We start from the raw sequence: 22,770 nt of genomic DNA, 5'->3' as shown, positions 1-22,770 counted from the left end.
GGCATACGAAAGCGAGGGCTTTCGTCGGTACCGCCCCAACCTGGCTCCAGTACCTCACACGGCGGCCCGCACTCCGAGCGACAGTCCGCTCCGGAATTGTTGCGGACGTCAGGGCAGACGCCAGTCCACCGGCTGCGCCCCCTGCCGCACCAGCAGCTCGTTCGCCCGGCTGAACGGCCGCGAGCCGAAGAACCCACTGCTCGCCGAGTACGGGCTCGGGTGCGCCGACTCGATCGCCGGGACGTCCCCCAGCAGCGGCCGCAGGTTACGGGCGTCGCGCCCCCAGAGGATCGCCACCAGCGGACCGCCACGCGCCACCAGCGCCCGGATCGCCTGCTCGGTGACCTCCTCCCAGCCCTTGCCCCGGTGCGCGGCGGGCTTGCGCGGCGCGGTGGTCAGGGCCCGGTTGAGCAGCAGCACGCCCTGGTTCGTCCACGGCGTGAGGTCCCCGTTGGAGGGCTGGGGCAGGCCGAGGTCGGTGCCGTACTCCTGGAAGATGTTGATCAGGCTCGCCGGGATCGGCCGCACCTCGGGCCCGACCGAGAAGCTCAGCCCGACGGCGTGGCCGGGGGTGGGGTACGGGTCCTGCCCGACGATCAGCACCCGCACGTCGGCGAGGGGCTGCTGGAAGGCCCGCAGCACGTTCGGGCCGGAGGGCAGGTAGGTACGGCCGGCGGCCAGTTCGGCGCGCAGGAAGTCGCCCATGGCGGCGACCCGTCCGGCGACGGGTTCCAGGGCGGTGGCCCAGCCGGGCTCGACGATCTCGTTCAGTGGACGCGGTGCCATGGGCGTCACCCTATCGGCCGATACCGACAGGGCGTCACCTCAGCTGACCACCACAAACGCCCGCCGCGAGCGCTCACCCGACCGCCCACCCGAGCGCTCACCCGACCGGTCACGCCACCGGCCGCCCCCGCAGCACCACCGCGCGCGGGTCGGCGAGCACCCGGACGTCCGCCCGCGGGTCCTCCTCGTACACCACGAAGTCGGCCGACGCACCCTCCTCCAGCCCCGGCCGCCCGAGCCACTCGCGCGCGCCCCAACTCGCCGCCGACAGCGCCTCCGCCGGGCTCAGCCCCGCCTTCACCAGCTCCGCCACCTCGTCCGCGACCAGCCCGTGGGCGAGCGAGCCGCCCGCGTCCGTGCCGACGAACACCGGGATGCCCGCGTCGTGCGCGGCCCCGACGGTGTCGTAGCGGCGCTCGTGCAGTCGCCGCATGTGCGCCGACCAGGCCGGGAACTTGGACTCCCCGCCGGCGGCCAGCTCCGGGAAGGTGGCGATGTTGACCAGGGTCGGGACGATGGCCACCCCGCGCTCGGCGAAGGCCGGGATCAGCTCCTCGGTCAGCCCGGTGGCGTGCTCGACGCAGTCGATCCCGGCCGCCAGCAGGTCCGGCAGCGACTCGGCCGCGAAGCAGTGCGCGGTGACCCGCGCGCCCTCCTCGTGCGCCGCCGCGATCGCCTCGGCCAGCGCGTCGCCCGGCCAGCAGGCGGCGAGGTCGCCGCGGTCGCGGTCGATCCAGTCGCCGACCAGCTTCACCCAGCCGTCGCCGCGCCGGGCCTCGGCCCGCACGTAGGCGGCGAGGTCGCCGGGCTCGATCTCGTGGGCATAGTTGCGGATGTAGCGGCGGGTGCGGGCGATGTGCCGGCCGGCCCGGATGATCCGGGGCAGGTCCTCGCGCTCGTCGATCCAGCGGGTGTCGGCGGCCGAGCCGGCGTCGCGGATCAGCAGGGTGCCCGCGTCACGGTCGGTGAGCGCCTGCTTCTCGCTGGTCTCGGCGTCCACGGCGCCGTGGGCGTCCAGGCCGACGTGGCAGTGCGCGTCCACCAGGCCGGGCAGCACCCAGCCGGTGACCGTCCGGACGTCCCCGGCCGTCGGCGGGCGGGTGAAGCTCACCCGGCCGTCCACCACCCAGAGTTCGTCCCTGACCTCCTCCGGGCCGACCAGCACCCGACCCCGGACGTGCAGCACCGCGCCATCGCTCATGGCGGCACTCTACCGACGCGACCCCCACGTGTAAGGGGCGAGAATGCGGCACACTCGTTCCCGCACCCACCACCCCTACGGCGAAAGGCCCTCCGATCGTGAGTCCGTTCCTCGACCTCCCCCCGCTCAGCGCCGCCGGGTTCGCGGCGATCGAGGACCAGGTGGCCGCGCTGCTGCACACCGAGGCCGATGTCATCGTCACCCAGGGTGAGGCCCTGCTCCCGTTGGAGGCCGCGATCCGCGGCGCCGCGCACCCCGGCTCCACCGCGCTCAACATCGTCACCGGCCCGTACGGCCAGACCTTCGGCAACTGGCTGCGCTCCTGCGGCGCGACGGTCGTCGACCTCGCGGTGCCCTTCGACAGCGCGGTCAGCGCCGAGCAGGTCGCCGAGGCGCTCGAAGCCCATCCGGAGATCGACTTCGTCTCCCTGGTGCACGCCGAGGCCGCCACCGGCAACACCAACCCGGTCGCCGGGATCGCCGCCGTGGTCCGCGAGCACGGCGCCCTGCTGATGCTCGACGCGGTCGCCTCGGTCGCCGCCGAGCCGCTGCTCACCGACGAGTGGGGCATCGACCTGTGCGTGATCGGCGGGCAGAAGGCGATGGGCGGCCCGGCCGGGGTCTCCGCCGTCTCGGTGTCCGAGCGCGCCTGGGAGCGGATCGCCGCCAACCCGGCCGCCCCGCGCCGCTCCTACCTCTCCCTGCTGGACTGGAAGGAGCGCTGGACGGACGCCGGTCGCACCGTACTGCCGCACGCCCCGGCCCAGTTGGAGATGCTCGCGCTCGGCGCCTGCCTGGACCGGATCGCCGCCGACGGCCTGCCCGCCGTGATCACCCGGCACCGCGCCGCGTCCGCCGCCACCCGGGCCGGCGCCCGCGCGCTCGGCACCGTCAGCCCGTACGTGCACCAGGACGCCCACGCCGCCCCGGTCGCCACCACCCTGCGCACCCCGGCCGGCGTGCACGCCGCCGAACTGGCCGCCGCCCTCGACCCGGCGCTGCCCGTCCAGCCCGGCGGCGGGGCACTGGCGGCCTCCATGCTCCGCGTGAACCACTACGGCCGGGCGGCCTCGCTGGACACCGTCGCGGCCTGCCTGACCGCCCTCGCCAAGGCCGCCGGGGGCGACGCCGACGCGGCGCTCGCGGCCGCCGAGGCGGCCTGGAAGGCCACCGCCTAGGAACGCCGAACGGCCCCCGAACCGCTCCGGGGGCCGTTCGCTCGACTGCGCTCAGTGTCCGCCCGCGTCCACCACCTCGACGCCGCGGATGTTCCGCTCGATCTCCTCCGCCGGCAGCGCGACCGCCAGCGCCCAGTAGTAGACGGCCAGCGAGAACACCACCACGACCCCGATGTCCCACCACAGCGGCAGGTTCCCCTGCGCGCCCACGCCGAAGGTGCCCTGCCAGGAGACGATCCCCATGCCGACCAGGTAGACCGGCAGCCACTGCCCGGCCTTGAAGTCCATCCGCGGCGCGTTCGGCACCCCCTTCGAGGCGGCGTACGCCGAGTACCCGCCGAGCAGCGCGTACCCGATCAGGATCGCCAGCCCTAGGCGCCACAGGGTGTCCCAGCCGGACCAGTAGATGACCAGGCTCGCCACCGCGAAGGCGATCGGCGAGATGACCGTGCCGCCGCGGAGGTGGTACGAGCGCTCCATGTCCGGCAGCCGCTTGCGCAGCACCCCGAAGGCCAGCGGCGCGCCCGCGTACATCAGCACCACCGCCGAGGTGATGAAGCCGACCAGCTTCTGCCAGCTCGGGAACGGCAGGAAGCAGATGACGCCGGCGACCCAGGCGATGAGCAGGCCCAGCCAGGGCACCGAGTTGCGGTCGGTGTACTGCAGGGCGGGCGGCGCGTAGCCGTTGCGGCTGAGGCCGTAGGTGACCCGGGAGCTGGAGGTGATGTAGACCAGGCCGGTACCGGCCGGGGAGACCACCGCGTCGATGAACAGGATCGTCGCCAGCCAGCCGAGCCCGATCAGCGTCGCGAGGCCCGCGAACGGGCCGCTGATGCCCGGGTAGTCGAGCTTGCCCCAGCCCCCGGCGAAGGTCTCGGGCGGCAGGGCGCCGATGAACACCACCTGGAGCATGACGTAGACGATCGTGCCGATCACCACCGACCCGAGGACGGCCCGGGGGATGTCCCGGCGGGGGTTGCGGCTCTCCCCCGCCCACTGGATGGCCTGCTCGAAGCCGAGCAGGGCGAAGATCACGCCGCTGGTGCTGATCGCCGCGAGCACGCCCTTGGACCCGTCCGGCGCGAAGCCCTGCGAGGTGAAGTTGGAGCCGTGGAACTCGGTGATCCCGAGCGCGAAGATCGCCAGGATCGGGACGGCGACCTTCCACACCGTGGCCACACTGTTGGTGTGGGCGAGCAGCCGGACCCCGAGGAAGTTGATCGCGACGAACACCCCGAGCAGCACGGCCGCGACCACGAACCCGCTGCCCGTCAGCGTCAGGTCCTTGTTCAGGAACCCGTCGGCCCAGGTCCAGTGCCGGGCGTAGTTGATCATCGCCTGGACCTCGATCGGCGCGATGGTCGCCGCCTGCAGCCAGGTGAACCAGCCGAACGACATCCCCGCGAACCCGCCGAACGCATAGTGGGGGTAGCGCGCCGTGCCGCCCGCCACCGGGAACAGCCCGCCCAGCTCGGCGTGGATCAGCGCCAGCAGGATGATCGCCACCGCGCCGATGCCCCAGGACAGGAGAGCGGCGGGCCCGGCCGCCACGGCCGCCTTCTGCGCCCCGAACAACCAGCCGGAGCCGATGATCGCGCCGACCGACGCCCAGAGCAGCCCGACGACGCCGACCTCGCGCTTCAGCCCGCTGTGCCCCGTGGGGGGAGATGACGTGGTATCGGAACGGGCCATGGCGCAGCCGCCTCTCGAATCGGGGAGAAATCCACCCCGACAGTGCCGCAGCCCCGGCGGCCCACCTCGCCCCGAAACACCCTCCGACCTGCACCCTCACCCGAACGGCCGGTACCGGTGGGACCACACGGGCCCGCCCCGAGAATCCTCGGGGCGGGCCCGCCACTCGTTCGCTCAGGCCGCGCCGAGCTGCCCGCCGCGCACGGCGGAGACAAACGCCGACCAGGCGTCGACCGGGAAGACCAGGGAGGGACCCTCGGGATCCTTCGAGTCACGGACGGGAACAGCGCCGGAGGCGACCAGGTTCCCCGCTACCTCGACGCAGTCGCCGCCGTTGCTGCTGTACGAAGACTTGAACCACGCAGGTTCGGTGGCGGTCACGGTAGTTCCTCCTTTGAGTCAGACGGTACCGAGCTCCCCGCTGCGCACGGCGGAGACGAACGCCGACCAAGCGTCAGCCGGGAAGACCAGGGCAGGGCCATCGGGATCCTTGCTATCCCTCACGGGCACCCGGTCGAGGAACCCGTCCGCGACCTCCACGCACTGCCCTTCCTGCACGCTGTAGCTACTCGTGCGCCACGCGGCGCCTGTCAGGTCATCCATCCTCAACACCTCTCCGAACCTGTCGGATGAACTCTCGACTCGCTGAGCAGTCGCTGAGTCTCGCCGTATCCCACGATGGTCCTGTTCGGCAGGGTCAGCAAGGTCGTTGGAAGCCCAAAAGGCCGCAGGGGCTAAAACACCAGGACGGGCCCGCCCCGAGAATCCTCGGGGCGGGCCCGTCGACCACTGTGCTCAGACTGCGCCGAACTCCCCGCTGCGCACGGCGGAGACGAAAGCCGACCAGGCGTCGGCCGGGAAGACCAGGGAGGGACCCTCGGGATCCTTCGAGTCACGGACGGGAACAGCGCCGGAGGCGACCAGGTTCCCCGCTACCTCGACACAGTTGCCGCCGTTGCTGCTGTACGAAGACTTGAACCACGCAGGTTCGGTGGCGGTCACGGTAGTTCCTCCCTCAGCCGTCTGATCAGGGCCACGGACTCAGCTTGCGAGAGCACGAGGGCCTGCAACTGATAGTAGGCCGTAAGTACCGGCAGCACGGCTGCGCTGTCCCGTTCCAGGTGACCCTGCTGTGCCGATTCCGCGTAGGACATCAGCGATCGGTCAGGGAGGGTCAAGATGTTCACCGGAAGGTCGAACGACCGCTCCTCCCCTATGGCATACGGAGCCACCTGGAGCATCGTGTTGGGCATTGCGGCAAACTCGGCAAGCTGATCCAGCTGAGCCGCCATGACCTCGGGGCCGCCGACGGGCCGACGGATGCAGCTCTCATCCAGGACAACGTGGATCAACGGCGAGGGCTCTCGACGCAGGTTGGCTTGCCGGCGCGCCAGGTATGTCACTCGCTCTTCGGCCTGGGCAGACGTGATGCTTCCTCGGCGGACTGCTCCGGCCGCAATGGCCTGTGCGTAGTCCGTGGTCTGGAGAAGACCGGGAATGATGCCGAGATCGAACAGCCTCAGCTCGACGGCCTTCGACTCCCGCTCCACGTACTGTGGGAACCCTTCGAGGAGTGCCGAGGTCTTGATGTCGAGGGCCTTGCGGGCAAACACACGCTCCCAGCCGAACGCTCTGTCAAGTTCGCGTGCCAGACGCGGCGTTGGAGGCCGTCGACCAGTTTCCACGGCCGACACATGCGTCGCGGAGTAGCCGATGACAGCCGCCAGATCGTCCTGAGTCCATCCCCGCTCTTCCCGTGAAGTGCGAAGGAACACACCGAACTTCGTCGCCGGCCCCCCATCGGGGTCGAGCTCAACCTTGTTCATGGACCTTGATCCTCGCTCTTCGAGCACGTTTGACAGGTTGAAGACCCTCAAAGCATAGACCACAGTGGGGACTCCGGGTAGCCGTCTCACTACTGAGAGGAGCGGGCCATGAAGCTGCAACGAACCCCTTCCGCCCCGCATTCCCCCCGACTCCGCCCCACCGAGCGCTTCCAGGTGGTGATCTACCTGGCCAAACCCACCGCCGACTTCCCCGAGTTGGAGATGCGCAGCTGCGAGGCGTACGCGATCGCCCACCGCTGGGACGTCACCCTCACCGTCCTGGACGACGAGACCGAGAAGCCTCCGGAGCAGCGCCCCCTGCTCCTGGCCGCATTGCAGACGATCACGGACCGGACCGCCGGCGCGATCCTGCTCCCCTCCAGGGCCGCGATCTCCCCCATCGACGGCGAGTTCGACGACTTCGCCGCCCAGGTCGAGAAGGCCGGCGGCTTCCTCCAGGTGGCCCGCAGATGAGCGCCCGCTACGGAATCGTTCCCGCCGACACCCACGACGGGGCGTCGTACCCGGTCTGGGTCGTCCACGACCACACCACCGGCCACCTGGTGAAGGCGCTCCCGCCCCGCCCCGAACCGCTCCGCTTCTACTCCTACGACCAGGCCGAGCGCTGGGTCAGCGCCAACGAGCAGCCCCGCCCGACCCCGGAGGTCGCGTGATGCCCGACGCCCTCCCCTGCACGCGGTACGAGATCCGCCTGATCGGCTCCCGCAGCCCCCACTTCCTCCTTCTGGAGAGCTGGGGCCTGTGGGACCCGGTCCGACACCAGTACCTCCGCGTGCACGGCAGCTCCGCCCGGATCAGGCGCTTCTACACCCGCTCCGCCGCCGAGGCCTATCTCCGCACCCCACCCGGTTGATCGCTTTCCGGCCACCGCCTCCCGGCACAGTTCCCGCAGCGTTCACCTGCCCGGCACGCGGAACTCACCGGGGAGCGGCAGGCTCCGCCCAGAGCTGAAGTTGGCTAGACAACTTTCCGCCGAGGAGGGCCCTATGACCGAGCAACCGCCGCCGTACTGGCTGCGCGACAACTGCCCCTGCGCCGAGTGCCGGGACCCGCGCAACGGGCAGAAGCTGTTCCAGATCGACGACCTGCCGCCGGACCTCTCCGTCGCCGCGAGCACCGAGCTCGACGGCCACCTGGAGGTGCTCTGGTCCGACGGCCACCGCTCCCGCTACCCGCTCGCCTGGCTGGCCGGGGAGGACGGCGACGACGGCCGGACCGAGCAGGGCAAGCGGCTCTGGGCCGCCGCCGACTTCGCCCGCGGCATCCCCGAGGCCGACTGGGGGACGTACCTCACCGACCCCGCCGAGCAGGCCGCCGTGCTGGCCGCCGTACGGCGCAGCGGCTTCGCGGTGCTGCGCGGGGTGCCCACCGTGGAGCGGCAGGTGCTACGGGTGGCCGAGAGCTTCGGCTACGTCCGGGTCACCAACTACGGCGAGCTGTTCGACGTCCGGGTCGAGCCGGACCCCAACAACCTGGCCTTCACCAGCGTCTCCATCGCCCCGCACACCGACAACCCGTACCGCGACCCGGTGCCGACGCTCCAACTGCTGCACTGTCTGGAGAACTCGGCGACCGGCGGCGACTCCGGCCTGGTGGACGGCTTCAAGGCGGCGGCGGTCCTGCGGGACGAGGCTCCCGAGGACTTCGCGACGCTCACCCGCACCCCCGTCCCCTTCGTCTTCCGCGACCGCCGCACCGAACTGCGCGCCGACCGCCCGCTGATCGACGTGGACGCCCTGGGCCGGATCCGCGAGGTCCGCTTCAACAACCGCTCGATCGGCACGCTCCGCAGCGACAACCGGGAGGCCTTCTACGCCGCCTACCGCCGCTTCGCCGCGATCACCCTGCGCCCCGAGCTCCAGCTGACCTTCCGACTCGGTCCCGGCGACTGCCTGGTCTTCGACAACACCCGTCTGCTGCACGCCCGTACGGCCTTCCAGCAGGACGGCCACCGGCACCTCCAGGGCTGCTACGCGGACCTCGACTCCCTCTCCTCCACCCTCGCGGTGCTGCACCGCCGCACCGCCGCCCTGGACGAGCTCGCCGAGCTGTTCGCGGGCGAGGGCGCCGGGGAGTACCTGGGCGAGGCGGTCACCATGGCCGAGCACATGCTCCAGGCCGCGGCCGTCGCCGAGGCCGCCGGGGCCCCCGACCACCTGATCGCCGCCGCCCTGCTGCACGACGTCGGACACTTCTCCGACAAGCACGGCCGAAGCACCCTGCACGGACGGGATCTGATGCAAGGTCAGGACAACCGGCACAGCCACACCGGCGCCGACCGGCTGGCCCGCTGGTTCGGCCCGGAGGTCACCGAGCCGGTCCGGCTGCACGTGGCCGCCAAGCGCTACCTGTGCGCGGTCGAGCCCGGCTACCGCGCGAAGCTCTCCGAGGCCTCCGAGTACACCCTCACCGTCCAGGGCGGCCCGATGGACGCCGAGGAGGCCGCCGCCTTCGCCGAACTCCCGGGCGCCGTCGACGCGGTGGCCGTCCGGCACTGGGACGAGCAGGCGAAGGAGCCGGGCCTGAAGACCCCGGACTTCGAGCACTACCGCCCGCTGCTCGCCGCGCTCATGCGCTGAAGCTGAGCTGAGCTGAACTGGGCTGCGCTGAAGCTGAGCTGGGCTGGGCTGGGCTGGGCTGGGCTGGGCTCAGCTCAGCCGGACGGCACGCCCGGGAGCCCAAGCTCAGTCCAGCTCCCGGGCGTGCCGCGAAAGCGCCGACGTGGCCAGCGAGTTGTGCACGCTGAAGGCCACCGTCCCGGGCAGGTAGCGGTCCTGGGACCACTCCACCGGCGTGCCGGTCGGGTCGGTGGTGCGCCGCCGCTCGCGCAGCAGCGGACCGCCCCGGCGGCAGCCGAGCAGCCGGGCGTCCTCCGCGTTGGCCGCGACGATGTCGATGGTGTGGTCGGCGTCGGTGAACAGGATGCCGTGCTCGCGCAGCACCTCGGTGTGCGAGACCACGTCCGGCGGCAGCTCGGCGACGATCTCGCCGACCCGCGGCGGGTAGATGGTGCGCTCGACCATCACCGGCGTGCCGGACAGGGTCCGCAGCCGGACGGTCACGTACACCTCGGCTCCGGGCTCCAGCCGCAACTGCTCGCGCTCGGCGGCGTCGGCCGGGCGGCGCACCAGGGAGTCCAGGATGCCGCCGGGCTCCTCGCCCATCGAGTACGCCCAGTGCGTGAAGCTCAGCAGTTCGCTGAAGCTCTGCACCCGGGCGCCGCCCAGCACCACCCGCCGGGTGCCGCGGCGGGAGGTGACCAGTCCGTCGGAGCGCAGCACGGCGAGCGCCTGGCGGACGGTGCCGCGGGAGACGCCGTACTGCTCGGCCAGCGCGCCCTCGGCGGGCAGCCGGCCGGCCTCGCCGTACGCGCCGGTGGTGATGGCCTCGCGCAGATCGGCGGCCACCTTGCGGTACAGGGCTCCGGCCGCACGCTCGACGGGGCGCCCGGGCTCCACTGCCACGTCAGTCAATTGTCCCTCCAGGGGCGGTGTCCAGCGCAGCCGTACCGGCACGGACAGCCCGACCTTATCCCGCTGCGCCGTTCGAGCATCGCACCGAACGGATCACGCTCCGATGGCCGGATTCCACCGTTCCCGCAGCCGACCCCGGTTCTGGGCCGTCCGTTCACCTTCCCGTCACCGAACTCCGGGTTACTTACCTCCGTCAGCGAAGTTGGCTAGTCAACTCGGACGGTTCCGAACGGATACCGGACGAGCCAGACCAGGACCCGTGACCCACGCCGGACGGATCCGCGCCACGGCCACTCGCACGATCGATCCCCCGATCAGATCCGACACCCCCTCCCCTGCAGCACCCCTTTCGCAGTACACCCGATCAGGAGACTGACCCGTGTCCGTGCACCGTGCCCGCTCCGCCGCCTTCGCGGCCGTCCTGACCGCCGCCGCGCTGTCCCTCACCGCCTGCGGTTCCGCCGGCTCGTCGTCCGCCAAGGCCGGCAGCAACGACCTCGCGGGCGGCAAGAGCTCCAAGACCGCCACCTCCCTCGCCGACTTCGGCGGCATGGACGGCCTGGTCGCCGCTGCCAAGAAGGAGGGCAAGCTGCACGCCATCACGCTGCCGCGCGAATGGGCGAACTACGGCAAGCTGATGGACGGCTTCAAGGCGAAGTACGGCATCGAGATCGAGGACGAGAACCCGGACGGCTCCAGCCAGGACGAGATCAACGCGATCACCTCCCGCAAGGGCCAGGACCGCGCCCCCGACGTCGTCGACCTGGGCGCCGCGTTCGCCACCTCCGGCGCCAAGCAGGGCCTGTTCGCCCCGTACAAGGTCGCCGACTTCGCCAAGATCCCGGACACCATGAAGGACCCCGACGGTCTGCGCTACAACGACTACGGCGGCTACATCTCGATCGCCTGCGACGCCAAGAAGGTCTCCGTCTGCCCGAAGACCTTCGCCGACCTGCTGAAGCCCGAGTACAAGGGCATGGTCGCGCTCAACGGCAACCCGACCAAGGCGAACGCCGCCTACAGCGCCGTCATGGCCGCCGCCCTGGCCAACGGCGGTTCGCTGGACAACATCCAGCCCGGCATCGACTTCTTCGGCAAGCTGAAGCAGGCGGGCAACTTCAACCCGGTCGAGGTCACCCCGGCGACCATCGAGAAGGGCGAGACCCCGATCACCATCGACTGGTCCTACCTGAACGCCGGCTACGCCGAGAAGTTCAAGGACAAGGGCATCGACTGGCAGGTCAGCATCCCGTCCGACGGCATCTACGCCAACTTCTACAACCAGGCCATCAACAAGGACGCGCCGCACCCGGCCGCCGCCCGCCTGTGGGAGGAGTACCTCTACAGCACGGAGGGCCAGAACGGCTTCCTGGGCGGCTACGCCACCCCGGCCCTGTTCGACGCCATGAAGACCGCCGGCACCCTGGACACGGCCACCGCCGCCAAGCTGCCCGTCGCCGAGAAGCCCTTCACCACCTTCCCGACCGACGACCAGACCACGGCGGCCAAGAAGGTCGTGACCGAGAACTGGGCCAAGGCGATCGCGGGCTGACCTGAGATGACAACGGCTCCCACCCCGGTGCCGCCGAACGCCTCCGCCGCCCAGAGCGGCGGGGGCGCCCCCGGCCCCGCCTCCCCCAGCACGGCCGCCCGCACCACCACGGTGCACACCGCGGCCCCCCGCCCGGCCAAGCGCCGGGCCGGCGGCAGCCGCGCCTGGCTCGCCGCCCTCCCCCTGATCCTCTTCTTCGCGATCGGCTTCGGCCTGCCCGCCGTCGCGATCGCCATCGGCGCGTTCACCACCTCCACGGACGCCCCCGACGGCGGCGGCACCTTCACCCTCGACAACCTCACCGGCTCGCTCCAGGGCGCCTACTGGACGGCCCTGTGGGGCAGCGTCAAGCTCTCCCTGCTGACCGCGCTGATCGCCGCCGTGGTCGGCCTGCCGCTGGCCCAGGCCGTGGCGACCTCCCGGTTCCGCGCCTTCCGCGAGGCCGTGATGTCCGCCTCCGGCGTGCTCGCCAACTTCGGCGGCGTGCCGCTGGCCTTCATGTTCGTCGCCACCCTCGGCAACGCCGGCGAGGTCACCAAGAAGTTCGGCCTGACCAAGCACGGCTGGAACCTCTACACCTTCTCCGGCCTGTCCGTGGTCTACCTGTACTTCCTGGTGCCGCTGATGGTCATCACCATCACCCCGGCCCTGGAGGGCCTCAAGACCCAGTGGCGCGAGGCCGCGTACAACAACGGCGCCACCGGCGTGCAGTACTGGCGGCACGTGGCGCTGCCCGTCCTGCTGCCCTCGCTGCTCGGCGGCTTCGTGCTGCTGTTCGGCGCCTCCTTCGCCGCGTACGCCACCGCCGAGGCCATGGTGGGCAGTTCGGTGCCGCTGATCTCGATGCAGATCGGCGACGCGCTGTCCGGCAACGTCCTGGTCGGCCAGGGCAACCTCGCCCTCGCGCTCGGCCTCGACATGATCGTGGTCGCCTGCCTGGTGATGGCCGTGTACCTGCCCCTTCAGCGCCGGAGTGCCAAGTGGCTCGCCTGATCAATCGCATCCGTTTCGGCCGCGGCCTGGTCCTGCTGCTCTGCGGGATCTACTTCGCCGTCCCGCTGGTCTCGTCGGTGGTCTTCAGCGTCGACGACCACAAGAACGGCACCAGCTTCCGCGCCTACACCGAGCTGCTGAACGCCCCCGGCTTCACCGACAGCCTGGTGCTCAGCCTGGAACTGGCCGCCGTCACCGTGGTGGTGCTGCTGCTCCTGCTCGTCCCGGCGGTGCTCGCCGCCCGGCTCGGCGCGCCGAAGCTGCGCCCGGTGATCGAGATCATGTGCTCGATGCCGCTGGTCGTCCCGGTCGTCGCGCTCACCACCGGCATCATCGGCGTGCTGCGCTGGGGCCCGGACTACCTCCACGACACCCCGTTCTTCCAGACCATCGTGGCCATCCAGGACCCGGGCTTCCCGATCGTCCTGGTCATCGCCTACGTGCTGATGGCCCTGCCGTTCGCCTACCGGGCCATCGATGCCGGACTGCGCGGCGTGGACGTGGCCACCCTGGTCGAGGCCGCCCGCAACTGCGGTGCCGGCTGGCTGCGCGCGGTGTTCACCGTCGTCCTGCCGAACCTGCGCAGCGCGCTGCTGAACGCCGCCGTCCTCACCGTCGCCCTGGTGCTCGGCGAGTTCACCACCGCCTCCATCCTCGGCTTCACCCCCTTCTCGGTGTGGATCAACTCCAACGGCAAGAGCGACGGCCAGATGTCCGTCGCGGTGTCGATGCTCAGCCTGCTGATCGTCTGGCTCGTCCTGCTGCTGATGTCCGCCGTCGGCCGCGGCCGCAAGGCCGCCCGGTCCTGAACCACCCCCCGTTCTCCAGGAGTTACCAGCCATGACCACGGCCACCGCCACCGCCTCCCGGGCCGCGACCGCCGCCGGCGGCGCCACCGTCGAGTTCCGCTCGCTGCGCCGCGCGTTCGGCGCCACCACCGCCCTCGACGGCCTGGACCTGACCGTCCGGCCCGGCGAGCTGCTCGCCCTGCTCGGCCCGTCCGGCTGCGGCAAGACCACCGCGCTGCGCATCCTGGCCGGCTTCGAGCAGCACGACTCCGGCGAGGTGCTGGTCGACGGGCAGGACATCACCTCGATCCCCGCCCACAAGCGCGACGCGGGCATGGTGTTCCAGTCGTACAGCCTCTTCCCGCACCTGACCGCGCTGGACAACGTCGCCTTCGGGCTGCGGATGCGCGGCACCGGCAAGGCCGAGCGCCGCAAGCGCGCCCAGGAGCTGCTGGAGCTGGTCGGCCTGCCGCACCGGGCCGAGCACTACCCGCACCAGATGTCCGGCGGCCAGCAGCAGCGCATCGCGCTCGCCCGCGCGCTCGCCCTCCAGCCGCGGGTGCTGCTGCTGGACGAGCCGCTGTCCGCGCTGGACGCCAAGGTCCGCCTCCAGCTGCGCGAGGAGATCCGCCGCCTCCAGCAGGAGCTGGGCATCACCACCCTGTTCGTCACCCACGACCAGGAGGAGGCGCTGTCCATGGCCGACCGGGTCGCCGTGCTGCGGGCCGGCCAGCTGGAGCAGTGCGCCACCCCGTCCGAGCTGTACGGCCGGCCGGCCACCGCCTTCGTCGCCGAGTTCGTCGGCACCATGAGCCGCATCCCGTGCACCCGCACCGCGGAGGGCGTCGAGGTGCTCGGCCGCCGGCACGCGGTGGACGGCACGGCGCCGGCCGACGGCGAGCTGCAGGTGCTGGTCCGCCCGGAGAACGTCATCCTCACCCCGTCCGCGACCGGCCCGGCCCAGGTGGTCACCGCGTCCTTCCTGGGCGCCGTGACCCGGCTCACCGTCCGCCTGGACGACGGCACCGAGGTCAAGGCCGACCTGCCCACCGAGGCCGCCGCCGCCCTGCCGGCCGGCTCGCGCGCCGAGCTCACGCTGCCGGAGCGCCCCGTCCTGGTGGACCGCCGCACCGCCTGAGCAGCCCGTCTGGGATCCTCAGTACCGCCTCTGCACCCGCTGAAGAACCACCGAAGGTACCGCCATGCCTGAAGCCGTCCCGTCCGACACCGTCCCGTCCGCTGCCGCGCCCCTGCCCGCCGCCGTCCTCTTCGACATGGACGGCACCCTGGTCGACACCGAGCAGCTGTGGTGGAAGGCCGCCGCCGAACTCGCCGAGGAGCTGGGCCACCCGCTCACCGACCGGGACGCCCCCGAGGTGCTCGGCCAGGCCGTCGAGCACACCGCCGCCCACCTGCACCGGGTCAGCGGCACCAGCCGCCCCGAGGCCGAGCTCGCCGCCGTGCTGGGCGAGTCCTTCGCCGCCAAGGTCGCCGCCGAAACGGTTCCGCGCCCCGGCGCGCTCGACCTGCTCGCCGCTCTGCGCGAGGCCCGGGTGCCCACCGCGCTGGTATCCGCCTCCCCGCGCCTGGTGGTCGACCTCGTGCTGTCCTCCATCGGCCGCGACTGGTTCGCCGTCACCATGGCCGCCGAGGACACCCCCCGCACCAAGCCCGCGCCGGACCCGTACCTGGCCGCCGCCGAGCGGCTCGGCCTCGACCCGGCCACCTGCGTCGCCGTCGAGGACACCCCCACCGGGGTCGCCTCCGCCGCCGCGGCCGGCTGCGCGGTGCTCGCCGTGCCCTCCACCGCCGTCCCGATGCCCGACGGCGGGCGGATCACCCTGCTGGACAGCCTGGAACGGGCCGACCTCGCACTGCTGGGGAAGCTCAGCGCCGCCCCGGCCGTCTGACCGCGACATGCCTTACGTTCTGCTCACCCTCGCCATCCTGAGCGAGGTCTGCGCCACCAGCTGCCTCAAACTCACCGAGGGGTTCACCCGCCTCTGGCCCAGCCTCGGGGTGGGGGTCGGCTACGCGCTGTCCTTCTACCTGCTCGGCCGCGCACTCAAGCACATACCGGTCTCGGTCGCCTACGCCGTCTGGTCGGGCGCCGGGACGGCGGCGGTCGCCGGGATCGGCGTGGTCGCCTTCGGCGAGTCGCTGGGGAAGCTGCAGATCCTCGGGATCGCGCTGATCATCGTCGGGGTGGTCGTGCTCAACCTCAAGGGCGGTCACTGACTTTCCGCCACCTTCCGTCACTGACTCTCCGTCACTTCGCCTGTTTCCCGGGCCGGGTCGGGGCGCCGGGTTTTCCGGCACCCCGGCCCGGCCCGTTCGCTACCGTGTTCCCATGACCGATCCCAGGCCCCACCACTACCGCTTCGCGCACCGCGAACTCGCCCGCCAGCTGCTGGAATTCGGCCCCCAGGTGACCAGCCCCTCGCCCAGCGGCAAGAGCCTGCTGCCCGCCCTCGTCCAACTCTGGGACACCCTCGGCGAAACCCTCCCGCCCGAGGACCGGCTGCCCAGCGACGGCCTCGACTCCCGCCACCTCGAAGTCGACGGCCACCGCCTGCTCCTGGTCACCCTGCCCACCCCGACCGTCAGCCCCGAGGCCTACTTCGCCGCCGCCGTCCTCCCCAAGGGCGCCAAGGCCATCCGGTACCTCACCCTCGAACACGCCGTCAACCCCTTCGACGGCACCCCCGGCACCGTCCTCGGCGAGTGGACCACCCAGAACCACCTCAACCACGGCCAGGGCCCCACCCCCGTCGCCGACCACTTCGTCACGGCGGTCGTCCAGCTCACCGCCCCGAAGAAGCGCGGCTTCTGGCGCCGCTGACCCGCCAGCCCGTCGTCGAACCGACGAGCCCAGCGGCCCTTCCTCCCCCGTCAAGGCCCCGTACGCATCCGGACGGTGCCCGCCGACGCGGATCGCCCACGTACCAACCGGCGTTATGCTCGGCGGTCCGACAACCGACGCATCGGGGGAGAAAGTGGCCGATTTCACGGTCAGTCCCGAATTCCTCGCCGAACTGGCCAAGGACCTCAAGGGCTGCGGCGACGAACTCGACCAGGGCCTGAAGGCGCTCAAGGAGGCCGGCCGGGCGGGGCTCGGCTTCGACTTCCTGGAGGACGCCGGCCAACACTTCCAGGAGAAGTGGGAGTTCGGCCTGAAGAAGGTCCGCGAGTGCGTCAAGGTCCTCGACGAGGGCCTGGAGAAGGTGCAGCAGTCCTACGCGGGCACCGAGCGGAACGCCACCAAGGCCCTCGCCCCCGCGCCGGGGCGGCCGTGACCGGCACCGGGCCCGACTGGTCCGGCCTCGGCTTCGACCCCGCCCCCGGCGACCCCGCCGCCGTCGCCGCCCTCAGCGCCGGCCTGCGCCGGGTCGCCCAGCACCTGACCGGCGTCCACACCACGCTCGACCGGCTCTCCCACCACCAGGGCCAGTGGACCGGCGAGGCCGCCGAGGCCTTCACCGCCCGGTTCGGCAAGCTCCCCGGCTACCTCCAGGACGCCGCCGACTCCGTCACCGCCGCCTACCGGGCGCTCGACGTCTGGTACACCGCGCTCACCGAACACCGGCCCAAGGCCGCCGAGTTGGCCCGCTCCGCGGTCGCCGCCCGGCAGTGCGAGGAGCGGGCCGAACAGGCCCACCGCACCGCGGCCGCCGCCCCCGACCTCCGGCTCGCCGGCCGCAGCTTCCCCGACGACGCCTCCCGCACCGCTGCCGAACAGCGCTACCACGCCGCCAAGAAGCACCTCGACGACGCCGCCGGACTCCTCAGCAGCGCCACCACCGCCCTCACCGGACTCCGGACCCAGGCCCGTGAACTCGCCGCCGGCCACGAGTCCGACGCCCGCAGGACCGCCGCCGCCATCCGCAAGGCCGCCGACAGCAAGGCCCCACCCGAGCCGGGTTGGCTCGGCAAGGTCGGCACCTGGCTGAAGAACCACGGCGCCGACCTGCTCACCGTCGCCGCCGGCGTCTGCGGCGTCGCGGCGGTCTTCTTCCCGGCCTTCGCCCTGCCGGCCGTCCTGCTGAGCCTCGCCGCGGCGACCGCGCACGGGGCCGGGTTCGCCGCCGAGGGAAAGCTGTTCCCACCGCAGAAGAACACCGGCAACTGGCTGGCCCTGGGCGGCGACCTGCTCGGCGCGATCCCCGGCATCGGCGTCGCCGCCAAGGGCGTCAGCGCCGGCCGCGAGGCGCTCGCCGCCGGCGCGGGCCTGCGCGGGACGGTGGGCGCCGGCGCGACCGAGGTCCGCAGCGCCGCCCGCGCCGTCGACCCGGCCAACCCCGTCTTCACCGCGACGATCGAGAAGCAGGCCGTCAGGTACGGGCTCCCGAAGGCGACCGCGATGGACCTCTCCGACGGCGTCCAGGCCGCCGCCACCGCCGGGCTCACCGCCCCCACCGCGTACGCCCTCACCCGGGACGACCCGGGCGACGGCCTCACCAGCGCGGTCGACGGCACCACCGGCGCCAACAACCTGATCGGCTCGGCCGGCCTCGCCGCGGGCGGCGGCAGGGGCAACGCCGTCCTCGGCACCGTCTCCGCCATGGGCAACCTGCTCGCCATGGGCGGATGGGCGGCCGGGTATGGCCGTTGAGACCACCGAGATCCCCCCGCTCTGGCTGACCCTGCCCGGGGGCTTCACCGCCCTCGACCTGGCCGAGGACCTCGACGACCGGACGGCCCGCACCGCGGCGGCCCTGGACGCGGCCTTCCCCCGCACCCGGCCCGAGCAGCGGCTCAGCGCCGTCATCGCCGCCGAGACCGCCCTCCAGGCCCAGTTGCGCGCAGGCGCCGTCCACCTCTCCGGCTGCCTGGTCCGCGCCGAGGACGGCGAACCCGTCCACGGCATGCTCGCCGTCTTCGTCCGCCCGCAGGAACTCGGCCCGCGCGGCAGCTACCCCGACCGCGCCGCAGCGGAGTTGGCCGAGGCCTGGCCGGACACCGACGTCGGCGTGGTCGACCTGCCCGCCGGCCGGGCCGCCCTCGCCGCGCGCGAACTGACCGTCCCCGTCCCCGGCGTGGTGTGGGGCGTGGCCCGGTCCACCGTCAGCACGGTGCGCCAGCTCGAACTGCTCGTCCCCCACCCGTGGAGCCCGCACGTGGTCGCCGCCGTCTTCACCACCGAGGACGTCGCGTACTGGTCCGAGTGGCTCCCCCTGCTGGCCGCCGCCTTCCGCGGCATCTCCTTCCACCCGCCCCGCGACGCGAGCCTCGACGACCTGCCGCCCGAGCGGTGGGACAACGTCCGCAAGGCCTTCGGATGACCGCCACGGCCCGGCCCCCCACAGCCCCGCTGACCGTCGCCCTCGCCCTCGCCGCACCGCTCTCCATCGCCGGCACCGCCGCCGCCTACGGCTCGTACGGCCGGCCGGCCGGGCTGGCCGTCCTGGCGCTCGGCACCGCCGCCCTGGCCGCGGGACTCGGCCGCCTGACCGACGGGACCCGCGGCTGCCTCACGGCCCTGATCGCCCCGCTCGCGCTCCTCATCGCGGCCCCGGCGGCGCACAACGTCCGTGACGACATGGTGCTCGGCGCCGGGCGCACGGTGACCGCCCGCGTCGTCGACGTCGAGCGCACCCCCGGCAACCGCGACCCCTCCTGGGACTACCGCCTGGTGACCGCCGACGGCGCCCCCGTCCCCGGCGGCACCCTCAACCAGCGCACCCAGGCCCTGCGGATCGGCGACCAGGTCACCGTCCGCACCGCCCCCGACGGCACCGCCCGCCCCAAACTCCCCGAGGAGGTCGACCTCGGCACCGACCTCTTCTGGGCCGCCGCCGTCCTGCTCGCCTCCTCCACCACCGTGCTCTGGGCCGGCCTCACCTACCGCAGGTCATGACCCACGTCACACCGCCTGCCTGAAACCCCGTCGGCTGTCCCGGCGTCCTGCCATTCGCGCTTTTTGATGAACGGACAGTACGGGGGATGACGCCGTGAGTGATGACGCAGCGAAAGCCGGCGGACCGGAGTTCAAGATCCGGCCGGGGGAACTGAAGGACGCCGCACCGACCCTGCTGCCGTGACCCGCCGCACCCTTGAAGGAGGTCCGGCCCATGGGTGAGTCCACAGTCGCCAAGGCCGTCCAGAAGGTCACCGGCATGTGGTGGCCCGACGCCGACCCGGACAAGCTCCGCAAGGTCGCCGACGCCTGGGACGCGATGGCCACCGCCATCGACAACGTCACCGTCCCCACCAACCAGGCCGCCGCCGCCATCGTCGCCAACAACCACGGCCCCGCCATCGACGCCTTCGGCACGTTCTGGGGCCGGTACTACGGCGGCAAGGACAGCGCCGGCAAGGGCAAGGGCTGGCTGCCCGAGACCGCCGACGCCTGCCGCGGCCTGGCCAAGGCGCTGCGCGACTTCGCCCACGAGGTCGACAAGGCGATCAAGAAGCTGGAGGAGGAGGCCGCCATCGTCGGCGGCACCCTGGTCGTCGGCACCGCCCTAGCCTTCGTCGCCTTCAGCATCTCCGCGGACATCGCCGTCGCGACCAGCGCGGGCATCGTCGCCACCGCCGCCTCCGTGGGCGTTGCCGTCTCCGAGGCCGTCGCCACCATCGCCGCCACCGTGCTGGTCGGCGCCGCATTCGGCGCCGTCGAGGCCATCACCGTCGACCTCGCCGTCGCCCAGCCCATCCGCGTCGAGTTCTTCGGCGACGGCGGCTACAGCCTCACCGAGGCCGTCGACTCCGCCAAGACCGGCGAAATCATGGGCGCTGCCGGCGGCGGCCTCGGCGCCGGCGCCCGCGTCGTCTCGACCGCGGCCGAGGGCACCGAGAACGCCTCCGTCGCCCTCGCCAGGGTCGCGGGCGCCGCCGACACCGTCCCCGGTCGCATGATCACCGGCGCCGGCCTCAGCTACGGCTACGACGTCGCCTTCACGACCGGCCCGATCATGCCCCTCGACCTCGTCCTCGGCGCCGTCGGCGGCGCGGCCGGTCCCCGCAGCAGGACCAAGACACCCCCTCCCGAGGCCGAGGGCTGGGGCGGCGCGGGATGGGTTTCACAACCCTCGGAGTTCGCTGGTAAGGCGTACGAGCAGATCCGCGCGACCGACAACAAGGTCGACCTGCCGAAGATCGCCAAAACCACCGGTGTCGACGAGAACGTCCTGCGCCAGGTCAAAGCCCACCTCTTTCGTTCGCAGCACGAGGTCGCGACCGGCCCGCTCGAAACGAAGAAGGGCCTCTTCACGCCCCGAGACGACATCGCCCAGAACTGGCTGGACGCCCAGGCGGGCACGATCAAGCCTGACAGAGAATCCGTCACGCGTCATCCTTGAGCGCCTGCAGGGCGCCCCGTGGGGTGATTGGGACCTTGCATACGGTCATGCCCGGTCCCGGGTCCAGCTGATGCGCGAATACCTGCGCCGCGCCGCCTTGTGGGCGGACGCCTTCGGCGCCGAGAACCTCTGGCCCTTCTTCGACATCGGTCGGCAGATCGACCCGACCGTCCGCGCCGCTCCCGACATCACGACCGACCTCGACAACTTCATCGACAACACGATCGGCCGACGCACCCTGGAGGAAACCTGCCGGGGAGCCGTGCACTGGCCCACGTTCTGCCACGGGACGAGCCTCACCGTCCCTGATCTACCGACCCCTTACGAGCCGCTGCTTCTCATGTTCGAGCGCGGCGGCGGCTTCTACGTCGAGGAGATGATCGACCTCAGCGGCGCCGCCGTCCCCCTGGGCAAGCTGTCGGACCATCTCTCCCACGCCCCGGTCGTCAGCCTCGACCTGGCCACGCTGGACGCCCTGGACACAGCCTGAGCGGCAGTGCCGTCGGCGGCTCCGGCTCGGCCGGAGCCGCCAACACTCCGGACCGGCCGACGATGACCAGGACGTCGGCAGGCCCGACTTCCTGGTCACGCAAGGACACCCAGTCGCGTCCCGGCGGTCACTGCTCACGGTGTTCACCGAAGCCGTTCGCCTCTGCACGACCACCTGACACCCGCCCCGAAGCCCACCGGGATCCAGGCGTACGCTTCCACCCCGTCACACCGAGAAGCGGGGGAAGCCGTGCCCGGACCGAGCAGCAGACGCGGGACCATCGCGCTGACGACCGCGCTGGTGGCGGCCGTGCCGGCCGGGACGTTCGGGCTGGTGGCGGTGAGCACGTACGTCGGGTTCGGCACGGCGACGCTGCTCGGGCTGGCGATCGGGGCGGCCTGGATCGTGGGCGTGGTCCGGCTGCTCGGGGCGGCGGCGGGCTGCTGGCTGGCGGCTGTCGGCGCCGTGCTGTGGCTCATGGCGTTCGGGGCCGTACTCTCCGCCCGGGACGCGCTGATCCTGCACACCTCCGGGGTGACCGCCACGGCCCGGGTGACGTCCATGCGCGACTTCCCGGGGGGCAAGCAGCCGCGCTCCTCGTACGACGTCGTGGACGGGCAAGGCGCGCCGATCCCGCAGGGCACGGTGTTCGCGGGCCTGCGCTCGCACGCGGTCGGCGATCTGGTCACCGTCCGCTACGACCCCCGGGGCGTCGCGGAGGCGCGTCTCGCGGGCGACGTCGACTTCCCCGTGCCGGCGGCCCTGGCCCTCGGCCTCAACGCCCTCCTGATGGCCGCCACCGCCGGCCTCGGGGTGGCGGTGGTCCGCAACGGCCGCCCGCGCCGGGTGCCGTTCCCCCCGCGGGGCATGGTCATCGGGCAGCGCTAGGTGCTCACCCCCGCAGCACCCGCGCCCGCAGGTAGTTGCGCCGCCCGAAGTTGGGCTCGTCGACCGCTGTGAGCTCCTCGACCTGGAAGCGGTACAGCGCCGCCGCCCCGCCCCCGGTGAGGTACTGCCGCCGGACGTCCTCGTCCTGCGCGAAGGCCGGGTAGCGCCCCTGGTAGGCAGCCAGCGCGGCCTCCGCCTGACGCCCCCAGGCCTCGCCCGCGCTGCCTGTCAGCTGGAGCCCGCGCAGCTGCTCGCCGAAGACGGGCGGCGGCAGGAAGACGGTGGCGGCGGCGCGGGCCTCCTCGGCGAGGTGGTGGCTGTGCCGGGTGGAGCGCTCGCTGACGAAGTACAGGACGAGGTCCTCGTCGTAGGCGAAGAAGGCGAGGTTGGCGTGCGGCCCGTGTTCATGGCCGGCGGTGGCGAGGGTGAGCACCATGGCCTCGGCGAGCAGCCCTTCGACGCCCTTGTGCAGCAGGTCGCCCGGCCAGTCCCCCTGCGTGATGTCGAGTCGGTACGGCATTCGGCACTCCCTCCGCTGGCACGCCCGGTGCCTTCGCGCCCCGAGCACGACTGAGCCGGGC

General features: G+C 72.3%; 28 protein-coding genes. 19 read left to right on the top strand and 9 right to left on the bottom strand.

Features of this window, described 5'->3' with window-relative positions; all coding sequences use genetic code 11:
* Positions 1-108: 108 nt before the first annotated feature.
* Positions 109-786 (bottom strand): uracil-DNA glycosylase, encoded by a 678-nt coding sequence (locus ABTY61_RS21960; RefSeq protein ID WP_270143187.1) that lies wholly within the window; start codon positions 784-786, stop codon positions 109-111.
* Positions 787-895: 109 nt separating this feature from the next.
* Entirely contained in the window at positions 896-1,987 is a 1,092-nt protein-coding gene (locus tag ABTY61_RS21955; RefSeq protein ID WP_350506710.1) for an amidohydrolase family protein, read from the bottom strand.
* Between the two features lie 95 nt (positions 1,988-2,082).
* Between ABTY61_RS21955 and ABTY61_RS21950 the strand changes: the two genes are divergently transcribed.
* Positions 2,083-3,165 carry a pyridoxal-phosphate-dependent aminotransferase family protein gene (locus tag ABTY61_RS21950; protein ID WP_350506806.1) on the top strand — a complete coding sequence of 361 codons (1,083 nt, stop codon included), beginning with the start codon at positions 2,083-2,085 and terminating at the stop codon, positions 3,163-3,165.
* A gap of 51 nt (positions 3,166-3,216) precedes the next feature.
* Here the strand turns inward: ABTY61_RS21950 and ABTY61_RS21945 are convergent, their stop codons facing one another.
* From ABTY61_RS21945 to ABTY61_RS21925, 5 genes are all read right to left on the bottom strand, one after another.
* On the bottom strand, positions 3,217-4,857 hold the full coding sequence (locus ABTY61_RS21945) for an APC family permease (protein WP_350506709.1): 1,641 nt from the start codon (positions 4,855-4,857) through the stop codon (positions 3,217-3,219).
* 174 nt (positions 4,858-5,031) lie between these two features.
* Positions 5,032-5,238 carry a DUF397 domain-containing protein gene (locus ABTY61_RS21940; RefSeq protein ID WP_350506708.1) on the bottom strand — a complete coding sequence of 69 codons (207 nt, stop codon included), beginning with the start codon at positions 5,236-5,238 and terminating at the stop codon, positions 5,032-5,034.
* 18 nt (positions 5,239-5,256) lie between these two features.
* Positions 5,257-5,460: a DUF397 domain-containing protein gene (locus tag ABTY61_RS21935; RefSeq protein WP_502895393.1), complete on the bottom strand. Its 204-nt coding sequence runs from the start codon at positions 5,458-5,460 to the stop codon at positions 5,257-5,259.
* Between the two features lie 192 nt (positions 5,461-5,652).
* Positions 5,653-5,859 carry a DUF397 domain-containing protein gene (locus ABTY61_RS21930; RefSeq protein WP_350506707.1) on the bottom strand — a complete coding sequence of 69 codons (207 nt, stop codon included), beginning with the start codon at positions 5,857-5,859 and terminating at the stop codon, positions 5,653-5,655.
* Positions 5,856-6,683, bottom strand: a complete 828-nt coding sequence (locus ABTY61_RS21925) for a helix-turn-helix domain-containing protein (protein ID WP_350506706.1) — start codon at positions 6,681-6,683, stop codon at positions 5,856-5,858. The genes ABTY61_RS21930 and ABTY61_RS21925 overlap by 4 nt, the downstream gene beginning before the upstream one ends.
* Positions 6,684-6,791: 108 nt before the next feature.
* Between ABTY61_RS21925 and ABTY61_RS21920 the strand changes: the two genes are divergently transcribed.
* The 4 genes from ABTY61_RS21920 to tmpA all read left to right on the top strand — a co-directional run bounded on the left by ABTY61_RS21920 (position 6,792) and on the right by tmpA (position 9,283).
* Positions 6,792-7,157: a hypothetical protein gene (locus tag ABTY61_RS21920; RefSeq protein WP_350506705.1), complete on the top strand. Its 366-nt coding sequence runs from the start codon at positions 6,792-6,794 to the stop codon at positions 7,155-7,157.
* Positions 7,154-7,357 (top strand): hypothetical protein, encoded by a 204-nt coding sequence (locus ABTY61_RS21915; protein ID WP_350506704.1) that lies wholly within the window; start codon positions 7,154-7,156, stop codon positions 7,355-7,357. The genes ABTY61_RS21920 and ABTY61_RS21915 overlap by 4 nt, the downstream gene beginning before the upstream one ends.
* On the top strand, positions 7,357-7,557 hold the full coding sequence (locus ABTY61_RS21910) for a hypothetical protein (protein ID WP_350506703.1): 201 nt from the start codon (positions 7,357-7,359) through the stop codon (positions 7,555-7,557). Before ABTY61_RS21915 ends, ABTY61_RS21910 begins: the two co-directional genes overlap by 1 nt.
* Positions 7,558-7,690: 133 nt before the next feature.
* A complete protein-coding gene (tmpA, locus tag ABTY61_RS21905; protein WP_350506702.1) occupies positions 7,691-9,283 on the top strand; it encodes a 2-trimethylaminoethylphosphonate dioxygenase in 1,593 nt (530 codons plus the stop codon).
* 105 nt (positions 9,284-9,388) lie between these two features.
* On the opposite strand, the gene ABTY61_RS21900 is transcribed toward tmpA, so the two are convergent.
* On the bottom strand, positions 9,389-10,168 hold the full coding sequence (locus ABTY61_RS21900; protein ID WP_350506701.1) for a GntR family transcriptional regulator: 780 nt from the start codon (positions 10,166-10,168) through the stop codon (positions 9,389-9,391).
* A 388-nt stretch (positions 10,169-10,556) separates the two neighbouring features.
* On the opposite strand from ABTY61_RS21900, the gene ABTY61_RS21895 reads away from it, so the two are divergent.
* From ABTY61_RS21895 to ABTY61_RS21830, 14 genes are all read left to right on the top strand, one after another.
* Entirely contained in the window at positions 10,557-11,729 is a 1,173-nt protein-coding gene (locus ABTY61_RS21895) for an ABC transporter substrate-binding protein (protein WP_350506700.1), read from the top strand.
* Positions 11,730-11,735: 6 nt separating this feature from the next.
* Positions 11,736-12,722, top strand: a complete 987-nt coding sequence (locus tag ABTY61_RS21890) for an ABC transporter permease (RefSeq protein ID WP_350506699.1) — start codon at positions 11,736-11,738, stop codon at positions 12,720-12,722.
* Positions 12,722-13,531 (top strand): ABC transporter permease, encoded by an 810-nt coding sequence (locus ABTY61_RS21885; RefSeq protein ID WP_502895397.1) that lies wholly within the window; start codon positions 12,722-12,724, stop codon positions 13,529-13,531. The genes ABTY61_RS21890 and ABTY61_RS21885 overlap by 1 nt, the downstream gene beginning before the upstream one ends.
* Positions 13,532-13,562: 31 nt before the next feature.
* Positions 13,563-14,648 (top strand): ABC transporter ATP-binding protein, encoded by a 1,086-nt coding sequence (locus tag ABTY61_RS21880; protein WP_350506697.1) that lies wholly within the window; start codon positions 13,563-13,565, stop codon positions 14,646-14,648.
* A 64-nt stretch (positions 14,649-14,712) separates the two neighbouring features.
* The gene (locus ABTY61_RS21875) at positions 14,713-15,420 is read left to right on the top strand and encodes an HAD family hydrolase (RefSeq protein ID WP_350506696.1); all 708 of its coding nucleotides are present in this window, start codon (positions 14,713-14,715) and stop codon (positions 15,418-15,420) included.
* Positions 15,421-15,427: 7 nt separating this feature from the next.
* Positions 15,428-15,748 carry a DMT family transporter gene (locus ABTY61_RS21870; RefSeq protein ID WP_350506695.1) on the top strand — a complete coding sequence of 107 codons (321 nt, stop codon included), beginning with the start codon at positions 15,428-15,430 and terminating at the stop codon, positions 15,746-15,748.
* A 112-nt stretch (positions 15,749-15,860) separates the two neighbouring features.
* Positions 15,861-16,352, top strand: coding sequence for a hypothetical protein (locus tag ABTY61_RS21865; RefSeq protein WP_350506694.1), 492 nt, complete (start codon positions 15,861-15,863; stop codon positions 16,350-16,352).
* 154 nt (positions 16,353-16,506) lie between these two features.
* Entirely contained in the window at positions 16,507-16,806 is a 300-nt protein-coding gene (locus tag ABTY61_RS21860; protein ID WP_350506693.1) for a WXG100 family type VII secretion target, read from the top strand.
* On the top strand, positions 16,803-18,122 hold the full coding sequence (locus ABTY61_RS21855; protein WP_350506692.1) for a putative T7SS-secreted protein: 1,320 nt from the start codon (positions 16,803-16,805) through the stop codon (positions 18,120-18,122). Before ABTY61_RS21860 ends, ABTY61_RS21855 begins: the two co-directional genes overlap by 4 nt.
* Complete coding sequence (locus ABTY61_RS21850; RefSeq protein WP_350506691.1) at positions 18,112-18,792, top strand: hypothetical protein; 681 nt, start codon at positions 18,112-18,114, stop codon at positions 18,790-18,792. Before ABTY61_RS21855 ends, ABTY61_RS21850 begins: the two co-directional genes overlap by 11 nt.
* Complete coding sequence (locus ABTY61_RS21845) at positions 18,789-19,367, top strand: hypothetical protein (RefSeq protein ID WP_350506690.1); 579 nt, start codon at positions 18,789-18,791, stop codon at positions 19,365-19,367. The genes ABTY61_RS21850 and ABTY61_RS21845 overlap by 4 nt, the downstream gene beginning before the upstream one ends.
* 214 nt (positions 19,368-19,581) lie before the next feature.
* Positions 19,582-20,811 (top strand): WXG100-like domain-containing protein, encoded by a 1,230-nt coding sequence (locus ABTY61_RS21840; RefSeq protein ID WP_350506689.1) that lies wholly within the window; start codon positions 19,582-19,584, stop codon positions 20,809-20,811.
* A gap of 70 nt (positions 20,812-20,881) precedes the next feature.
* Positions 20,882-21,301 carry a hypothetical protein gene (locus tag ABTY61_RS21835; RefSeq protein ID WP_350506688.1) on the top strand — a complete coding sequence of 140 codons (420 nt, stop codon included), beginning with the start codon at positions 20,882-20,884 and terminating at the stop codon, positions 21,299-21,301.
* Positions 21,302-21,550: 249 nt separating this feature from the next.
* Complete coding sequence (locus tag ABTY61_RS21830) at positions 21,551-22,189, top strand: hypothetical protein (protein WP_350506687.1); 639 nt, start codon at positions 21,551-21,553, stop codon at positions 22,187-22,189.
* A 4-nt stretch (positions 22,190-22,193) separates the two neighbouring features.
* Here the strand turns inward: ABTY61_RS21830 and ABTY61_RS21825 are convergent, their stop codons facing one another.
* The gene (locus ABTY61_RS21825; protein WP_350506686.1) at positions 22,194-22,709 is read right to left on the bottom strand and encodes a pyridoxamine 5'-phosphate oxidase family protein; all 516 of its coding nucleotides are present in this window, start codon (positions 22,707-22,709) and stop codon (positions 22,194-22,196) included.
* Positions 22,710-22,770 lie beyond the last annotated feature (61 nt).

It is taken from the genome of Kitasatospora sp. NPDC096128 (assembly GCF_040303105.1).
GTDB lineage: Bacteria > Actinomycetota > Actinomycetes > Streptomycetales > Streptomycetaceae > Kitasatospora.
Note: the sequence above shows the minus strand (reverse complement) of the source record. Positions and strands in the feature narration are given on the sequence as shown.